We start from the raw sequence: 18868 nt of genomic DNA, 5'->3' as shown, positions 1-18868 counted from the left end.
TATTCTCAATATTCACAAGGTAGCGACCTTGAACAGCAAATATGTCAAAAACGGCTAAAAAACGCATATATAGCAGTTGCCTTGGTAGGTTAGGACATCAACCGATCGTCAAACCCCGACACCAAGGACTTTTAAGCTTGTTGCCTATTAGCTGTTGCCTGTTATATAAAACCACCAACTAATAGGGTTGCTTGTAGAAGTGAAGACATCCCGCAATAGCAAACGTGTCTAAGTTAGTTTGGAGCTTATAGATGTTGGAGAAAATTAATACCCTCAATGGTTTTCAGGCAAACTTAGCAGACCAAGCAGCCTTGCAAGCAGCACTGGAAACTGCACTCCTGACCCATCCAGAAATGGAAGAGTGTCGGGTATTAATCCGAGAAACAGAAACCGCAGATATGTGGTTAGTTGCCTACGTAGTTGCATCAGGAAAATGTTCGTTGGCACAACTAAACGCATATTTACAGGTTCATTTGCCAAACACTATCCTGCCTCAATCCTACGTTTGGTTATCCAGATTGCCGCTTACCAGTGAGGGACTAATTGACGATCGCCGTCTAACTGATTTGGTGGCGATCGATATCGATTTGGTTAATCGATGGGAGTCGTCTTTGCGATCGCTCCCCTCGATTAACCAAGTCGCAGTTATCGTACAAGACCAGACGAAACAACTACCACCATTACACGTTTGGGATTTGCTAGGGAATCCACAAGCAACAAAGCTCAATTTTCAATTAGAGGATTCTGAGGAAAAACTAGAATCCGATGGCGTAAATCAACAATTCGAGCCTTCAAAATCTCCGATTTACTACCCAAAAGCCAAAGCAATTAGTCATGGCGAACCTTTACTACTTGCAACAGACGCAACCACTAACTTAGTGGAACTACTCCAAAGGGCAGCGTTACAAACCTCAAAAGGAATTACTTACATCCAGCCGGATGATACTTACCAAAACCAATCCTACGAAGATTTATTAGACGCAGCTCAACGGATTTTGGCGGGCTTAAGAAAATTAGGGCTTGTACCTCAAGATCGAATTATTTTTCAATTTGACCAACCTCAAGACTTCATTCCTGCCTTCTGGGGCTGTATTTTGGGCGGATTTATCCCAATTCCTTTATCCGTTCCTCACGCCTACGATCGCTCTGATGGTTTCGTTAATAAATTAGCTCAAATCTGGCAAAGACTAGAACCCAGCTTGGTGCTGACTAGCGATCGATTAGCACCTGAACTGAGACGTTCCCTGGTAGATTTGCCACTTGAGAATTTGGCGATCGCTACCCTCAATGAGTTGCAATCTCACCATCCCGATCCTAACTGGGATGTTGCTGCTTTAGATGATTTGGCAGTGCTGTTTCTAACTTCTGGCAGTACAGGTACGCCGAAAGCAGTTATGCAAAGCCATCGCAGTCTCATCTGTCGGTCGGCTGCGAGTGTCCAAATGAACGGGTTTACCCAAGAAGACGTTTCTTTAAACTGGATGCCACTCGATCACGTTGCCGGATTAGTGTATTTCCATATTCGGGATGTCTATGTGGGTTGTCAGCAAATTCATGCCGTCACCGATTGGGTATTGCAACAACCCCTGAAATGGCTTGATTGGATGTCTGATTATCGCGTGAGTGTTACCTTTGCACCCAATTTTGCTTATGGGCTAATCAACGCCGCCGAAGCAGAACTTTCTCAGGGGCATTGGGATTTATCATCAGTGCGATACATCTTCAACGGAGCAGAAGCCATTGTTGGCAAAACGGCGAGAAGATTTCTAGAATTGCTGACAGCGCACGGACTCCCGACTACGGCAATACATCCCGCTTGGGGAATGGCTGAAACTTGTTCGGGAGTGACTTACTCTCACAACTTTTCTGGAGAATCAACTACTGATGAAGATGCATTTGTAGAAGTTGGAGCGCCGATCCCCGGATTTTCTCTGCGGATAGTTGACGATCAAAACCAGCTCGTTGAGGAAGAAGCCATCGGACGACTGCAAGTCAAAGGATTGACAGTCACATCAGGTTATTTTGGTCAACCGGGATTGAATTCGGAGGTGTTTACAGAAGATGGCTGGTTCAATACGGGAGATTTAGGTTTATTACGACAAGGACGTTTAACAATTACAGGCAGAGAGAAAGACGTTATTATCGTCAATGGTCTGAATTACTATAGTCATGAAATCGAAGCAGTTGTTGAAGAAATTGCAGGTGTAGTTGTTTCCTACACTGCCGCAGTGGCTGTGCGTGATGGAGAAACTAAAGAACAGCTAGCTATCTTCTTCCATGCAGGTGACACGAATGAAATGCAAATTTCAGCGTTGATGCAAACCATTCGCCAACAGGTTGTCCAACGTTGTGGGATCAATCCCAGCTATGTAATTCCAGTTGAGAAAGCTGTGATTCCGAAAACGGCCATTGGCAAGCTCCAGCGATCGCAACTGGTTAAACGCTTTGAATCAGGTGAATTTAAACCTATCCTCCGTCAGTTTGATATCCTCAGTGGCAATGCCAACACAATACCTGACTGGTTTTATCGCCGAATTTGGTGTGTTAAGCAGTTAAGTCACAAGCATCTGGAGCCAGTAAAACTTCCGACTCAGAAATTCCTCGTGTTTCTCGATGGTCTAGGTTTAGGAAAGTACCTGTGTACAGAACTCAAACGCCATAGCCAATCTTATATCTGCGTAGCAGCAGGTACGGATTTTATCAAATCTGAGTGGGGCGATCACTTTACTATCAACCCCGAAGATCCCGATCACTATCGGCGGTTGCTAGAGTCTTTGGCATCGGATATTCCCACTCAGATTTTGCATTTGTGGACATATAACGAGTTTATGGGTCAAGTTTCTAGTCTAGAGGAACTAGAACGTGCCCAATACTTAGGACTATATAGCATTCTATTTTTAGTACAAGCCTTAGCAAATGCCAAGGAAAAACACCAACTACTGAATGCAGATATTCAGTTACAAGTCATTTCTAACAACGTCCAGTTAACTACCAGCGATGATGCGATCGCTTATGAAAAATCTACACTTATCGGATTACTGAAAACAATTCCTTTAGAACTGTCTTGGTTGCACTGTCGCCACATTGACTTAGAAATTGGGTCACTAGAAACAAATACCAACTATGTTTTTAAAGAACTAAATATTACTAAAGGTGATAGTGAAATTGCTTATCGTCATGGTCAACGGCTAGTCTCATCACTCGCCAAAGTCGATATGCTTGCTAGTCCAACCCAGGAAATACCAATTAAACCAGGGCAGACTTATCTGGTAACAGGCGGATTGGGTGGAATTGGGACTTCCGTTTGCCAATATTTATTTAAGCAATATGGTGTGCGATTGCTGATTGTTGGCAGAACAAACTTGCCACCAGAAACAGAATGGTTGCAGCATCTCGATCAGAATACAGCGATCGCCAAGCGAGTGAAAAATTATCGATCGCTCATGGCAACAAGTGGTGATTTCCTATACAAAGCTATTGATATCTGCGATCTAACTTGCTTGCAGCAGGCTGTCACTGAGGCAGAGTTGAGATGGAATCAACCTCTGGCAGGAATTATTCATCTCGCAGGTGAAGGCGACCTTAAACACCACTGGACAGTGATGGAAAATCACTGGATAGCTGTGGCTACACTAGAAAGCTTTCGCACCATGCTACGCCCGAAAGTTCAGGGCACTTGGACACTTTTCCAACTGATTCAGAATCGACCAGATGCCCTTTTCATCGGCTTTTCTTCTGTAAATAGTGTGTTTGGGGGAGCAACTTTTAGTGCCTATGCTGCTGCCAACAGTTTTTTAGATGGTTGTTGTCAATATCAGCAACATCATTGCTATCCTGATACTTACTGCTTTAACTGGAGCCAGTGGGATGATGTTGGTATGAGCGAAGGAAACCCCATCCACAGCCGGGAAGCAGCTCATCGCTTGGGCTATCAGAGTATTACTCAAGAACAGGGCTGGCGTTCCTTACTAGCAGGTTTATCGCGTCATCAACCGCAGCTGATTGTCGGTTTAGATGGCAGCAATCGTCATATTCGTCGATATCTGAAGACAGAAGCCGATAACGTCGAGAAATTAACCGCTTATATTACCACAGTGGATGGTGCAGAGGTGAATAGTTGGGAGCAAACTTTGAGAATTGGCGATCGCTTTGGGACTCCCAGCCATTGTGAAATTGTACAGCTTGCAGAAATGCCCGTAACACAAACGGGTACGATAGACATTGCTAAAATTATTGGCAGCAATCAGAAGCACAGCCAACCTTGGCAAGTCGTTTTGCCCCAAACTGACATTCAACGCCAGATAGCTCAAATATGGCAAGACATACTGGGCATTTCTTCAGTGAGTGTCGATCGCAACTTTTTTGAACTAGGTGGCAGTTCGCTCACCTTGGTTCGGGTTCACGATCGGTTACAAAAACAATTTGGGCAACATCTGTCACTGATTGACTTGTTCCAATATCCAACAATTCAGACGCTAGCAGAGTTTCTGAATCAAGCTCAAATGCCAGATTTGCCGGAGCGATCGCAATTATCGCCAAGTACCCAGCAATTAGAAATTGCCATCATCGGCATGTCCGGGCGTTTTCCAGGAGCCAAAACACTCGATGAATTCTGGCAAAACTGCTGTAATGGCGTGGAATCGATTTCATTTTTCAGTGATGAAGAACTGGAGTTAGCTGGAATCGATCCCTCATCCTTTAATGATGCCAATTATGTAAAAGGTAGTGGTATCTTATCTGACATTGATTTATTTGATGCGGCATTTTTCGATATCTCTCCCAAAGAAGCCCAAATCATGGACCCGCAGCATCGCCTGTTCCTAGAGTGTGCTTGGGAAACACTCGAAAATGCTGGCTACGACCCTGCAACTTATACAGGATTAATCGGGGTTTATGCAGGTATGGGGATGAATCTTTATGCAGGTAGAACCTACTGGAATCACAATCTTTACCCAAATCGGGAGCAACTAGAATACGTTGATGACTCGCAACTGGCGATCGCCAATGGTGCGGATTTTCTCCCCACACGGGTTTCATACAAATTCAACTTGCAAGGGCCGAGCGTCAACGTGCAAACCGCTTGCTCAACTTCCTTAGTTGCCGTCCATCAAGCGTGTCAGAGTTTGATTCAGGGAGAATGCGATATGTCTCTAGCTGGTGCTGCGGCGATCGCAGTACCCCAAAAATCTGGTTATCGGTATCAGCCAGGGATGATTCTTTCACCCGATGGTCACTGCCGAGCATTTGACGCTAACTCCCAAGGAACCGTTGGCGGAAATGGCGTTGGCATTGTGATGTTGAAACGATTGGTAGATGCGATCGCGGATGGAGATCATATTTACGCCGTCATTAAGGGTTCTGCGATTAATAACGATGGCTCCCAAAAAATCAGCTATACGGCTCCCAGCGTTCAGAGACAGGCAGCAATGATTGCCCAAGCGCAAGCGATCGCAGATATTAATCCAGAAACTATTACTTACATCGAAACCCACGGAACCGGAACGACTCTCGGCGATCCTATTGAAATTGCAGCATTAACTCAAGCTTTTCGTAGCAAAACACAGAAGCAACAATTTTGCGCTATTGGTTCTGTGAAGACTAATATTGGACATTTAGATACAGCCTCAGGCATAGCAGGATTGATTAAAACAGTTTTGGCACTCAAACACCAAGTGCTACCGCCTAGCCTAAATTTTAAACATCCCAATCCCCAAATTGATTTTGCTAACAGTCCATTTTATGTAAATACAACTCTATCAGACTGGCAAACAGACCAAACCCCTCGGCGGGCTGGCGTAACTTCCTTGGGTGTTGGCGGTACGAATGTCCATGTCATTTTGGAGGAAGCGGCGGAAGAGAGTAGGGGGCAGGGGGAGCAGGGGAGCAGGGGAGCAGGGGGAGCAGGGGGAGCAGAGGAGCAGGGGAGCAGGGGAGTAGCTTCACACGTCTTGACGCTTTCGGCAAAAACTGAGATAGCGTTACGGGAATTAGCTCGGCGGTATGTGGGGTTTCTGGAGTGTCATTCAGAAGTATCTTTGACGGATATTTGTTATACGAGCAATGTGGGGCGATCGCATTTTGACTATCGGCTGGCCTTGGTTGCCGATTCACCCGCACAACTCAGACATCAACTAACAACATTTATTGCCGAAAATTCGCGCACTCGCGTTCAGGCTTCAGGGGTAGCTTTCCTGTTCACCGGACAAGGTTCGCAGTATATCGGTATGGGACGAGAACTTTACGAAACCCAACCTGTTTTTCGGCAAGCCATAGAACGCTGTGCTGAAATTCTGGACTCATTATTAGAGCAACCATTGTTAGAAGTGCTGTATCCAGAGTTAGGGGAAAGGGAAAAGAACTTACCCCCTCATCTTCTGGATGAGACTGGCTATACCCAATCTGTCTTATTTGCCTTGGAATATGCATTGTCTGAGCTATGGCAATCTTGGGGTATCAAGCCTAGTGTTGTTATGGGTCATAGTGTGGGCGAATATGTTGCCGCAACTGTTGCAGGTGTATTCAGTCTGGAAGATGGATTGAAACTCATCGCCGCACGGGGTAAATTGATGCAAGCACTACCGCAGACAGGGACGATGGTGGCGGTATTTACTGATTTGGCACAAGTCTGTGCAGTGATCGATTCATTGCCGGAGGTAACGATCGCTGCAATCAACGCACCAAGGCAAATCGCGATTTCTGGTGCAGCTGCGGCGATCACATCGGCTGTGGCTATCTTAGAAGCCAGAGGAGTGCAAACAAAGTCACTGAAAGTTTCCCATGCCTTTCATTCGCCGTTGATGCAACCAATGGTGGCAGAGTTTGGGCAGATTGCCCAGCAAGTGAGCTACCGTACACCAAACCCGAATATTCGATTCATTTCCAATATCACAGGGCAATTGGCAGGAGTGGAGATTAGCACGCCTGAATATTGGGTGCAGCATATTTTGCAGCCAGTACAATTTGCTAACAGTATTGTCAGCCTGTCAACGTTAGGAAATTTGGCTTGTTTGGAAGTGGGGCCACACCCAATTTTAGTCAGCATGGGTCGTCAGTGTATCCCAGAATCGGGACATCTGTGGCTAGGGAGCCTCAAATCCCAAGAATCGGATTGGCAGCAGATGTTGGGCAGTTTAGCGGCGTTGTATGAGCAGGGAATATCGGTGAATTGGTCGGAGTTTCATCGGGGATCTGAGCATCGGCGCGTGGTGTTGCCGAATTATCCCTTTGAGCGATCGCGTTTTTGGGTTGAACCAAACAAAGACAGCAGGCAAAAAAATGTTCAACTCTCCTCTGCAAATCTCAAATCTTCTCATCCTCTGCTCGGTTCTAGATTGCACCTAGCAGACTCGAAAGAGATTCGTTTCCAGACCCAAATCAATTCTCATTTCCCCGCTTTTTTAGCTGACCATCGCGTTTACGGAAAAGTGATCGTGCCAGGAACGGCCTATCTAGAGATGGTTTTAGGGGCAGCAGCTAAGGTTTTGAAATCTAAAAATTTAATTTTAGAAAATGTCCTATATAAACGGGCATTAATTCTATCAGAAAATGAAGTTAAAACACTCCAGCTAATTCTTCACCCAACGGAACAACAGGGATATTCCTTTGAAATTTTTAGTTGTGAACTAGATGAGGAAGACTCTTCACCTTTTTGGATGCTGCATGTTTCTGGAAATGTCATAGCATCCAATCTCAAACCATCGATGGAACCCTCTGCAACGCACTGGCTCCCCAAGAATGTAGCTTACCACAGCCAAGCCGAACATTATCAACAGTTTCTTCAGCGGGGAGTTGATTATGGTGCTAGTTTTCGGGGAGTTAAACAGTTGTGGTTGAATTCAGAAGTAGTGACAGGGGAAATTGAGTTACCCCAAACATGCGTTTTAGAAACAGATGCCTATCAGTTTCATCCAGCATTCTTGGATGCCTGTTTTCAAGTTTTGCAAGCTAAATTCCCACAAGATGGTAGCAAAGAGGCTTATGTGCCGATCGCCATCAAGCGATTGCAAGTTTGCGATCGCCCCAGCAACCGACTATGGAGTTTTGCCAGAGTACATCCTAGCCAGAACAGTAACAAAACACTCGTTAGCGATTTGCAATTAGTTACAGATGATGGTGAGATTCTAGCGGTTGTTGAAGGTCTGCAACTTCAAAGGGTCGCTTCGCTAACATTGACCTCTCCTCAAGTTCCGCCAGACTGGTTTTATCAAATCGAGTGGCGACCTCAAGCCCGAATGGGGCAATCGCTCTCACCAGATTACCTGCTCAATCCCAAGGACATCAGCCAAAACCTGATTCCTCAATTGGCTGAACTCCTAACAACAACCTCATCAAACGACGAATTTTTACCCCAACTTGAAGCCCTCAGCTTGTCTTATGTAATCAGTGTCTTGCAACAACTAGGATGGGACTTTCAACTCGGATTGCAGTTCTCCTTTAGAGAAATAGCAGAACAGTTGGGGGTGATTAGCCAGTATCACCAACTGCTACATCGGTTTCTGGATATTTTGACTGAAGCAGGATGGCTCAGACCTCTTGATTGTACCAACGGCAGGCATCACTGGGAAGTAATTAGCGCCCTCGATCGCCAAACGCCGCAACCAGACCGACTGTTAGTCCAATTCCCTACCGGAGATACTGAGATCGCCCTAGTAGAACGCTGTGGTGCCAGCTTACCAGAGGTACTTCAGGGAAAACTTGACCCGCTACAATTACTATTTCCCGATGGTGATTTCACCCTGCTGACGCAACTGTATCAAGATTCCCCAGCTGCTAGAGTGATGAATACATTAGTGCAAAAGGCAGTTTCCGCAGCACTGCTGCAAGTACCACAGGGAAGCAAGATCCGCTTGCTAGAAATTGGGGCGGGAACTGGCAGCACCACCGCTTACATTCTGCCGCAATTGAATAATTACCAAGCTGAATACACCTTCACAGACATTTCACCTCTGTTTGCAGCCAAAGCACGGGAGAAGTTTCGGGATTACCCATTTGTCCACTATCAGCCTTTAGATATCAGCCAAGATCCAGCGACTCAAGGCTTGGAAGGCCAAAAATATGACGTGATTCTGGCAGCAAATGTGTTACATGCTACACCAGATTTACAACAAACATTGGCCCATGTCCACACCTTATTAGCAACAGGCGGAATTCTGGTGTTGTTAGAAGTCACCGATCGCCATTGTTGGCTAGATATGAGCTTCGGTTTGACCCCAGGTTGGTGGTTGTTTGCCGATCGCTGGTTGCGACCAAATTACCCGCTCTTAAGTAGTGCCAAGTGGCAAGATGTGTTGCAAGCTAATGGATTTACGTCGGCGGTGGCGATCGCACCTAAAAATCAAGTCATCGATTCCCTAGCTCAGGCTGTGATTGTTGCCCAAACAGGAACCGAGAGCCACATACAACAAAACTGGCTAATTTTAGCAGATAGTCAAGGTATCAGTCAGAAACTTGCTCGACGGTTTCAAGAACGAGGAGATACCTGTACTCTAGTTTTTCCCGGACAGGAATACGAACTGTTGAGTGAGTTCGAGTTCAGGATTAATCCTCAGAAACCGGAAGATTTTCAGCGGTTGGTTTCGCACATACTTAGCAAGCGATCGCGTCTATCAGGGGTGGTACATTTGTGGAGCCTGGAGACTGGAGAAACTGCACCAACCTTAACCGTCGAAGATTTGCAAGCAGCAACCCGTATTGGCTGTGGCAGTACTCTGTACTTGCTGCAAGCGCTAGTTAAAAAGATGGGTATAACGCCACCTCAGTTATGGGTAATAACTAGAGGAGCAGTTGCCGATGGAGCTGGATTAGTTCAATCGCCCCTATGGGGAATGGGGAAGGCAATCGTTAGAGAACACCCAGAATTACAGCTTCGCTTGATAGATTTAGACCTCCAAGAAAATTATGGGCTAAGTCAAAACCCCCTTGATGCATTATTTACAGAGTTGACATCACCAGATCGAGAAAATCAAATTGCATTCCGTAATGGGATGCGTCAGGTGGCAAGACTGGTTCCTTACCGTGGAAAACAAAACTCTCCCAATCAAGGAGATATCCCCATCCACCCAGATAGTACCTACTTAATTAGTGGTGGATTAGGGGGACTGGGACTGCTAATTGCCCATTGGTTAGTAGAACGTGGGGCAAAGCACTTAGTTCTCATGGGACGCAGGGGGACAAATGAACAGAGCGATCGCCAGATTCAGCAACTTCGGGCAGAAGGTGTATCGGTGATGGTAATGCAAGCTGACGTATCTGTACAGTCACAAGTGGCGGAGGTCTTGGCAGAAATTGGCCGCAGCCACCCGCCTCTACACGGCATTATCCATGCAGGCGGAGTTTTGGATGACGGTGTTTTACTCCAGCAAACTTGGGAGCGCTTTCATCGAGTCATGGCACCGAAAGTACAAGGTGCTTGGAATCTGCACACATTAACCCAAGCCTTACCGCTCGATTTCTTCATCTTGTTTTCTTCTGCTGCTTCTGTTTTGGGTTCTGCCGGTCAAGCTAACCACTGCGCTGCCAATGCCTTTTTAGACGCTCTAGCACATTATCGTCATCAATTGGGGTTATCGGGATTGAGTATTAACTGGGGAGCTTGGGCTGAAATTGGTGCAGCAGCCGAACGTCAGTTCGGTAAGCAACTCCAACATCAGGGAATGGAAATGATGTCGCCATCCCAAGGTTTACAGGCTTTGGAGCAGAGCTTTTCTTGGGAGGTTGCTCAAGTAGGTGTAATGCCGCTCAATTGGCTGACGTTTATGCAGCAATTCTCACCGGGGACTTGTCCGGCATATTTGGCAGAGTTTTCTCAGGTGGGGATTGCTCAATCGGTATCACCACCGCCGATGGAAATTCAGCAACAATTGCAAACTCATGACTTTGGCGATCGCTTGCAGATTTTAACCATCTACCTCAAAGAAAAGGTTGCGAAAGTGTTGGGTTGTTCTGTGGAGCGAGTCGATGCCAGTCAAGCACTGAGCAAAGCTGGACTAGATTCTTTGATGGCGATCGAAATCCGCAATCGCATCATCACAGAACTGGGAATTGACCTTTCTTTAGAAAAGTTTGTTGAAGGTTCCAGCATCAACCAACTAGCAGACCTGTTATTGAAACAGCTAGCTTTACAGGGACTCAACGAAAATTCGGCGATGGAAATCACTGAGGATGTGGAAGAAATAATACTATGAACCTAAATGCCCTTTTAGCCGAGCTTTTAGACCGGGGAGTGAAATTATTAGTTGATGGGGAACAACTCCGCATTCAAGCACCTAAAGGAGTTCTCACTCCCGATCTACGGAATGCTTTAGCTAACAATAAAGTAGAGCTAATCCGGTTACTATACCAGAACAAAATCGGCGCTGCTTCCATCCCTTTAGTTCCGGTTTCACAAACGCAAAATGTGCCGGTATCCTTCCAGCAGGAACGCCTGTGGATTTTGGCCCAGTTAGCTGCTGTAGAATCTGCTCATAATATTGCTCAAGCCTTGCGGTTGAATGGCGATTTAGATTTAAACTGCCTGGAAAAAAGTATTAATGAAATTTTCCGTCGCCACGATGTCTTTCGGACAACGTTTGGGGTATGCGAAGGAAATCCCGTGCAAAATATCGCTGCACCAGAACCTTTTACATTATCTGTTTTCAGTCTTGAGCATTTAGATGCAACCGAACAATTAAAAACTTTCTGGCAACTTGCCGATGAAGCAGCCGAAGCTCCCTTTGATTTAACGATCGCTCCTTTATGGCGGATTAAACTCATTCGCTTAAATGCACGCGAGCATATTCTCTTGCTCGTCATTCACCACATTATCAGCGATATGATCTCGATGGGTTTATGGATTCGAGAACTGGCAACAGTCTACAGTCATTTCTACAAGGGGCAACCTTCCCCACTACCAGAACCTTCGATCCAATATCGAGACTTTGCCCTATGGCAACGCCAGTGGCTCAACAATGATGCACTAAAAAGCGAGCTAACTTACTGGAAACAGCAACTAGAGGGGGCATCGTTTGAATTAAAATTACCCATCGACCATCCCCGACCGCCACTCCAGAATTTCCAGGGTCGGCGAAAGTTTTTTAAACTCGATCCTGTTTTGTGGGCTGCAATCAAACAACGAAGTCACGAACAAATGGGAATTACTTCCTTTATGACTTTCGTCGCGGCGTTTAAGGCTTTGATTTACCTCTGTTCTCAGCAGGAAGACATTTTAATTGGCTTTACCGCCTCTGGTCGAGTTCATCCGCAAGTGGAGTCGCTGATTGGTTTTTTTGGCTACCCTTTGTTGCTACGTACAGATTTGTCTGGCAATCCCACTTTTGCGGAAGTACTCAGCCGAGTGCGCTCGGTGTTGTTATCTGCTTATGCTCACCAAAATGTCCCCTTTGGTAAAGTCGTTGAAGTCATGGGGTCAAGTCGGGTTGCACAAGATACTCCCTTTTTTCAAACATTCCGCACCGGATTAAGCTATGTCAACAGCCAACTACCGAGCGACCTGACAAATTTACCCAATCTGACGTTTTCATTAATTGATGAAGGAATTTGGGGGCCTACTGATTTAGATTTATATACCTACATTTACGAAGTCGGAGCAGATTTACAAATAGGAATTGCATATAACACCGACATATTTGAAAGTGAAACAATTGACGCTTTTGGTAACGCTTTATTCCAAATTCTAGAACAATGGGTTGAGTCAAAAGATATTCGCCTCAATGAATTGAGACTGCCAACAGACCTTGATAGAAAAGCAAAATTAGCCAGGAGTCGATACCAAAAGCAAAAGCTGGCGATCGCAGCTACTTTTACTGCCGATTTAGTTGCAGATTCTCTAAATTTCTGGATGCAGCAGCTAAATTTACCCTCAGAAATAACCTTTGCTCCCTATAACCAGGTTTTTCAACAACTGCTGACTCCTGATAGTGTGTTATCGCAAAATGAAACGGGAGTCAATATTGTTCTAGTGCGGTTAGAAGATTGGGTTATGTCTGAGAATTCACAAGAGTTATCTAGTAACGAACAAAGGAATTCCATTGAGCGCAATGCTCAAGATTTAGTTATAGCATTATGTCAATCTTGCGAACGGACTAAAATTCCTCATTTGCTTTGTTTGTTGCCAAGTAATTCAATAATTGCTAATGCAGAAATGGCAAATTTTTTACAACAAATGGAAGCAAATTTATTAACAGAACTTGCCGATATCAGTGGACTGCATATTATTATTTATCACGAGTTAGCAACAAGCTACCCAGTAACTAACTTCTATGATTCTTATAGCAATGAAATCGGACATATTCCATTTACGCCAGCATTCTTCACAGCGTTAGGAACAATGTTGGCGAGAAAAATTCACTGCCTACATAGACAGCCTTATAAAGTAATTGTCTTAGACTGCGATCAAACCTTATGGCAAGGTGTTTGTGGCGAGGATGGAGTTGAGGGCATTGTCATAGATTCATCCTATCAAGCATTGCAAGAATCTATGATTCAGCAGTGCGATCGCGGGATGTTGCTATGTCTGTGCAGCAAAAATAATCAAGCAGATGTCTTTGCTGTATTAGACCAACATTCCGACATGCGGCTGAAGCGTCACCATTTGGCGGCTTGGCAAATTAATTGGCAGACTAAATCAGAGAACTTGAAATTGCTGTCTCAAGAACTAGGGTTGAGTTTAGATAGCTTCATCTTTATTGATGACAACCCCATCGAATGCGCTGAAGTCCGGCATCACTGTCCAGAAGTCTTAACCCTGCAATTGCCGACAACTGCCACTGAAATTCCCCAATTCCTGGCTCATATCTGGGCATTCGATCGCCTCAAGATCGTTTTAGAGGATCAACAGCGAACGATTGTTTACCAGCAAAATCGCCAACGTCAGCAAGCAGCTAGCAAATCTCTCACGTTGCGAGATTTCCTCAATAGCCTCAATCTGCAAGTGGATATTATGGAAATGCAGCCCTCCCAGATAGATCGTGTTGCTCAACTAACGCAGCGAACAAATCAATTTAACACCACCACCTTACGCAGAACGTCAGCTGAAATCAAAGCCTTTTGCCTGTTAGAAACTCATACTTGCTATGTTGTGGATGTGAAAGACCGTTTTGGGAATTATGGTTTGGTGGGCATGATGATGGTACAAACCACATCGTCTGTACTGGTGGTAGATACCCTATTACTCAGTTGTCGAGTGTTGGGCAGAGGAGTTGAGTATCAAATGCTCAATTTCCTAGGTAAAATTGCCCTGGCACGGGGGCTGAAGCAGATCGATATTATTTACAAACCCAGTTCTAAAAACCAGCCTGTTGGGGATTTTCTAGAACAGTTGGCAGCCATTGACAAGGAACCTTTAGCAGAAAGCTATTGCTATAAGTTATCAGCAGATGTTTGTCGAGCGATCGCTATTGCTTCTGAACGATTAGACAAAGAAGCAATACATTCGGCATCTGAAGGGAGTTTAACGCACAGCGATCGGGCAATACCCCAACAATCCGTCAATTACACCGCCTTATTCCAAAAAATTGCTTCAGATTGGCATACACCAGAGCAGATTCTCCAGCACATTCAGGAGTCTCAAGTTCAATACCAAGAGCAGCATCAGACATTTGTTGCACCCCGCACCGCAACGGAAAAACACTTAGCTGACTTGTGGCAAAACTTACTTCACAGATCCCCACTCAGCATCTACGATAACTTCTTCGATTTGGGAGGCAATTCTTTGTTAGCAGTGCAACTGCTGTCTCGGTTGCGAGAAAACTTCCATGTAACCATACCCATTCATCAATTATTGGAGGTTCCAACAATTGCGGGAGTGGCTCAAGTAATTGAAGCGATCGCTCAGACTGGAATGGCTGCCAATTTAGCGATCGATCTCTCAGCAGAGGCTATCTTAGATCCGGCAATTCGTCCAACGACAGCATTCAAGTTTATCGCCCAACCCCAGGCGATTTTCTTAACTGGAGCAACCGGTTTTCTCGGTGCGTATTTAGTAGACGAACTCCTGCAACAGACCACGACTAATGTTTATTGCTTAGTGCGAGCGCAGGATGTAGAACAGGGCATCCAACGTATCCAAAGCCATTTGCAAGCATACGGACTTTGGCAAGAACAGTTTCGCTCTCGCATCATTCCAGTCATTGGTGATTTGGCGTTGCCCAACTTAGGCCTGAACGAGTCACAATTCCATCAACTTAGCCATGAGATTGATGTCATCTATCATAATGGTGCTGTCGTCAATTTTCTTTATCCCTATGCCAAACTCAAAGCAGCCAATGTCTTGGGAACTCAGGCGATTTTGAGGCTAGCAGTTCAAACAAAAGTCAAACCCGTGCATTTTGTTTCGACACTGGGCATCTTTTCTGCTTCTGCTTATGCAAATGCTAACTACATTCAAGAATCCGATGGATTGGCAGAATTTCAAGGGTTGCAAGGGGGTTATTTACAGAGTAAATGGGTGGCAGAAAAGCTGGTTATGCAGGCACGCGATCGCGGACTTCCTGTATGCATCTACAGACCAGGTGCAATCTCTGGACATAGCCAAACGGGAATCGCCAATGTGGATGACTTCTTTTGCAGCCTGACTAAAGGCTGTATCGAACTAGGTATGGTGCCGGATCTAGAATTCCCCCTCGATCTGACCCCAGTTGATTATGCTAGTAGGGCGATCGTCCACCTCTCTCAAAACCCTGACTCCTTCGGCAAGGCATTTCACCTTGTTTCTCCTGATTGTCTGTCTTGGCTTAATTGGTCTGACTTAGTTCGATCTTTGGGCTATTCGCTAGAGCAAGTTTCTTACCATGAGTGGTATGCTAAATTGCTACACAATGCGGAACACAATATTCCAAATGCTTTACATGCCTTCCTGCCATTGTTAGACGAACAATTATTAAAGAACGTACAGCTACCTGCATTTGATTGCCAAAATACATTGACTGGACTTGCTGACACCAATATTATTTATCCAACTATAAACACCAAATTACTCAATATCTACTTTGCCTACTTCAATAAAAGTGGCTTTTTGAGCGGAGTTTAGCTTTCTTTTGCCACCTTATACCATTTTAGATTTTGGATTGGGAATTGCCTTGGTGCGTCTGGCTTGGTGTGAATTGTAAACACTGCCGAAGGTACTCTCATGACCAAGTTAAATCAAAACCTAGAACCTGAAGTCTAAGCCACACCAAATTAACTGCGGCGGGGTAGCCCCTAAATTCTATTTATGGGGGCTAGCCGCAGGCGAATTTATTCGCCGTCAAGTCTCTTTTTGGTTTTGAATGTACATTTTAATGGTGTCTAAAGTCGCACCGCCAACGGTGGACACGAAATAAGAATTAGTCCACAAAGAAGGTAATCGGCTTTAAAGTTTCAGGAAATTCCAATCGCAAGTATCTAGATGTTGCGCCCTTGAATCTCTTCACTACTCGGTGTACTCCAAATTGAGGGTCAACATCTATCAACAAATGTACGTGGTCGGGCATTATCTCCATTTCCAAGATTTCAACTTTAATCTCAATAGCAATAGTCGCAAGTAATTCCTTGAGTCTAGATGCAATAGCATTAACCAGTACTTTTCTCCTGTATTTTGGGCAAAAAATCACATGATATTTGCAAGAATAAACAACGTTATTGTTTGATTTGAATTTTTCAGTCATTGTTGAGAATAATATTTTACCGTGTCTTATCTATATGGTAAGATGTAGAAAACTAATAGACAAGTATAGGGAGATGATTTAATTTTGGCAGCTAAGACAGCCAGCTTTATCACAGAAATACCGTTAATAGCTACTTCTGAGGATAGTCGTGTTCTTGCTGCCAGATTGGAAGCTGGGAGACAGCTATATAATGCTGTTTTATCTGAAGGTAAAACCAAGCTTGAACTAATTCGTAATTCTGAGCTTTATCAACAAGCTAAGGCTATTAATAAAGTAAATAAAAAAGAACGGTCTGTAGCTTTTCAGAAAGCAAGAGAATTTTACCGTTTTAGTGATTACGACTTACAAGCTTTTGCCAACAAAACAGCGATTGCAAGTGTTTGGATTAAGTCTCACCTTGATGCTAATACCATTCAAAAAATAGCAACCAGAGCATTTTTTGCTGTTGAGCGAATGATGTTTGGTAAAGCTAAAAAAGTCAGGTTTAAACAAAAAGGTCAATTTGCCTCGTTAGAGGGTAAAACCAATAAACAAGGTATTCGCTGGACTGGTAACGGTGTTGAATGGTCGGGATTAAAGTTGCAAGCCATCATCAACAATGACCCAGTAACATTGCACGGTTTAAATTCAAAGGTTAAATATGTTCGCTTAGTGCGTCGTATTCTTAATCAAAAAACCTATTGGTTTGCCCAATTAGTTTGTGAGGGTAAACCATATCAAAAGCCTAAAAATATTATCGGTAATGGTACTGTTGGTATTGACTTGGGCGTTTCTACTGTTGCAATCGTTGGGGATGAAGAGACTATCTGGACTTCTTTTGCTGTTGAATTAACGTCAAAACAGAAAAAGATTAGAAAGTTACAGCGAAAGATGGATAGGCAACGTAGAGTTAACAATCCTGAAAATTTCAATCCCAACGGCACGGTCAAAAAGGGTTCAAAACGTTGGAATAACTCTAACCAATATAAAAAAACTGCTGCCAAGAAACGCGAAATTGAGCGCAAACAGGCAGCACATCGCAAATCATCGCATGGTAAGTTAGTCAATCTAACTTTAGAACTCGGTAAGAATATCAAAAAAGTCTGATATATATTTAATTGAAGTGATTTTATACAATCCCGAAAATGCGAGCGAAAATACGAGATACAGAGATTTTCTTTGATGTGGAAGGTTCTGCATTAGTGGTGGATGGCGATCAAATCTGCTCTAAACCTGTTGCTTTTCTAATTCACGGGGGACCTGGTGCGGATCATACTTCCTTTAAACCAACATTCTCGGCTTTAAGCCGAAAACTACAACTAGTCTATTTTGACCATCGCGGTCAAGGAAGGTCTGCCCGTGGATCTAAAGAAACCTATACTCTAGACAATAATGTTGAAGATATGGAAGCGTTGCGCCAACACCTTGGTCTGGACAAAATTGTTGTGATTGGCGGTTCTTACGGTGGTATGGTGGCTCTAACTTATGCAGTTCGCTATCCTCAGAATGTCTCTCATCTGATTGTCATTGCCACGGCTGCCCATAGTGGCTTTTTAGAAAGAGCTAAGGAAATCTTAGCATCAAAAGGAACTGAAGAACAAAAAGCAAGCGTTCAGCGACTTTGGGATGGGAACTTTGAAAATGAGGAACAGCTAAGACAGTATTTTCAAGTATTGGGACCAATGTATTCCCTAAGATATGATCCCACTAAGTCAGGCATTGCATGGAGCCGGAATATTCTCTCAGTTGATGCGATTAATGTTGCTTTTGGCGGTTTCCTCCGCAACTACAATATTCTTGACCAGTTACATAAAATTACCGCACCCACTTTAGTTATTGCAGGTCGGTATGATTGGATTTGCGCTCCAGAGTTTTCTGAAGAAATTGCTCAAGCAATTCCTAATGCCGATTTAAGAATTTTTGAGAATAGCAGTCATTTGATTCGGGCAGATGAGCCAGAAGCACTTTTAGATGCAATCGCGGGGTTTTTGGTTTACAAACATTAGCTCAATTCGTAATCCCGTTTAGTAGTTTAATTTGAATTTTTGGTGCGTAAACACACCATCCCTCATCCAAAACGAATCTCACCCATAGACAACTTATTATTTCTTACCTGCTTGCAACCGTCCTTTTGTACTTTGTGTCACCTTCGATGTAAACGTTCACAGGATTTATCCTGCTACTGTAAAAAATAAGTACACGTAGATGGTAGATTAAGAGGCATGAATGAAAACTGCCTCGCCTACGGA

Annotated in this window: 4 protein-coding genes and 1 pseudogene; 4 read left to right on the top strand and 1 reads right to left on the bottom strand. The window is 44.3% G+C overall.

Annotated elements, in window-relative coordinates; translation table 11 throughout:
• Positions 1 to 251: 251 nt before the first annotated feature.
• Positions 252 to 11183, top strand: a complete 10932-nt coding sequence (locus tag V7K67_RS31090) for an SDR family NAD(P)-dependent oxidoreductase (protein WP_335169889.1) — start codon at positions 252 to 254, stop codon at positions 11181 to 11183.
• Positions 11180 to 16024 carry a thioester reductase domain-containing protein gene (locus tag V7K67_RS31085; protein ID WP_335169887.1) on the top strand — a complete coding sequence of 1615 codons (4845 nt, stop codon included), beginning with the start codon at positions 11180 to 11182 and terminating at the stop codon, positions 16022 to 16024. Before V7K67_RS31090 ends, V7K67_RS31085 begins: the two co-directional genes overlap by 4 nt.
• Positions 16025 to 16240: 216 nt before the next feature.
• On the opposite strand, the pseudogene tnpA reads toward V7K67_RS31085, so the two are convergent.
• A pseudogene (gene tnpA, locus V7K67_RS31080) lies at positions 16241 to 16640 on the bottom strand (IS200/IS605 family transposase).
• Positions 16641 to 16724: 84 nt separating this feature from the next.
• Here tnpA and V7K67_RS31075 point away from each other — a divergent pair.
• Entirely contained in the window at positions 16725 to 17726 is a 1002-nt protein-coding gene (locus V7K67_RS31075) for a transposase (protein WP_335169885.1), read from the top strand.
• A gap of 38 nt (positions 17727 to 17764) precedes the next feature.
• On the top strand, positions 17765 to 18625 hold the full coding sequence (locus tag V7K67_RS31070; protein ID WP_334705507.1) for an alpha/beta fold hydrolase: 861 nt from the start codon (positions 17765 to 17767) through the stop codon (positions 18623 to 18625).
• Positions 18626 to 18868 lie beyond the last annotated feature (243 nt).

Origin of the sequence: Nostoc sp., from assembly GCF_036917155.1 — a bacterium.
Taxonomy (GTDB): domain Bacteria; phylum Cyanobacteriota; class Cyanobacteriia; order Cyanobacteriales; family Nostocaceae; genus Nostoc.
Note: the sequence above shows the minus strand (reverse complement) of the source record. Positions and strands in the feature narration are given on the sequence as shown.